The organism is Alcanivorax sp. HI0044 (assembly GCF_001634945.1).
On the sequence record NZ_LWEZ01001525.1, the window covers coordinates 1 to 1,453 of the forward strand.

The following is a 1,453-nucleotide window of genomic DNA, read 5'->3' on the forward strand; positions in this document are numbered from 1 at the left end:
AGCTGGCTTCGCGGGCCAGTTCGTCGATGGTGAATTCCTTGTGGTCGCCGGCGTCTGCCGGGGCCTGTTGCTCAGCCGGTTGGGTGTATTTCTTCAGGCTGCGCAAAATAGCTGCGGGATTACGGTCACTGGTTTTCATGTGGCGATGATAGCCCCCTTTTTGCACTGGGGCTAGAAGGGGAGACGCAGCACGCTACATGCATCACGCAACAACGCGGGCGAGCCTGGGCGAGGTGAGAGTTTCGAGTTGCGAGAAGCGAGTTTCGAAAGGCAAAACCCCAAACCCCGTACTTGGCTGGTTTTTTTGATTTTCGAAACTCGTGACTCGTAACCCGCTTCTGGAATCCTTGCCTCGCCCAGGCTCGGATCACCCGCAGGCAGGTTATTCGCTTCGCTCACCCTTCGGGCCGCACTGCGTGCGTTACTCCGCTACGCTACGTTCCTGCGGGTGCTTCGTAGAGGCGTGGTTGCCGGTTCCCGGATGGCTGCTATCTGCTGCGGGCTGCGGGTCGGCATTGACCTGGGCGCGCTTGAGCGCCTCGCTGGCGGGGGCGCCTTCAACATGCTGGATGAACTCACTGATCCAGCCGGCGGTCACGTCCGGATACTGGAGAAGGGGGCTCCAGTGTCCGCAGTCTATTTCCCGGCGCCACAGGCGATCTGTCCACTGGGGCAGGTCTTCGAGCATGGCCGGGCGCACATAGTTGTCTTCGCGGGCAACGATCAGCTGCACCGGGACTTTGGTATGCCGCTCCCGGGGCTTGAGCAGACAAGGCAGCATGTTGGCGCGGTACAGTTCGATACCGTGCACGCCGTCCTGCTGTTGAGTGGCGCTGACTTCGCTGTGCAGGTTTTCGGTGCGGCGCAGTACCTGCGGCCAGACCTTGGCCAGGCCGGCTTTCCACAGGGTCGGGGCCAGCACCGGCAACTGGAAGAGGCCGATGTACCAGGAGTGGGCGAGCTGATTGAGCACGGCGCCGATTTCCTGTTCGCGCAGTCGCGCCTTCATCCACTGCCCCACATGATCCAGGCACGGGCCGGACAGGGTGGTGTAGGAGGCGATGCGTTGCTCGGCGCCGGGATCGGTGACTGATTCCCAGGTCTGGATGGAGCCCCAGTCGTGCCCCACCAGATGCACCTTTTCATCCGGGCTGACGGCGTCCATGACCGCATGCAGGTCGTTGCGCAGTTCCCGCAACTTGTAAGCGGCGCGGCCTTGCGGCACGGAAGAATTGCCGGCGCCGCGTACGTCATAGGCGACGACTTTGAAATGCCGGCTAAGGCGTTCCGCCACTTTTTCCCAGACATGATTGGCGTCCGGGTAGCCGTGTACCAGTATCACCGTGGGGCTTTTGTCCGCACTCCAGGTACGCACCGCCAGGTCCACGCCATTACGGCTTACTTTGCTGTCGCGCCACTGCACCATCAGGCTGCTTCCTCTTGCTTGTCGCCA

1 protein-coding gene is annotated in these 1,453 nt (G+C 61.9%); it reads right to left on the reverse strand.

What is annotated here, in order from left to right; genetic code table 11:
• Nucleotides 1-421 precede the first annotated feature (421 nt).
• On the reverse strand, nt 422-1,453 hold a 1,032-nt coding region (locus tag A3730_RS22945), incomplete at its 5' end, for an alpha/beta fold hydrolase (RefSeq protein ID WP_231884020.1).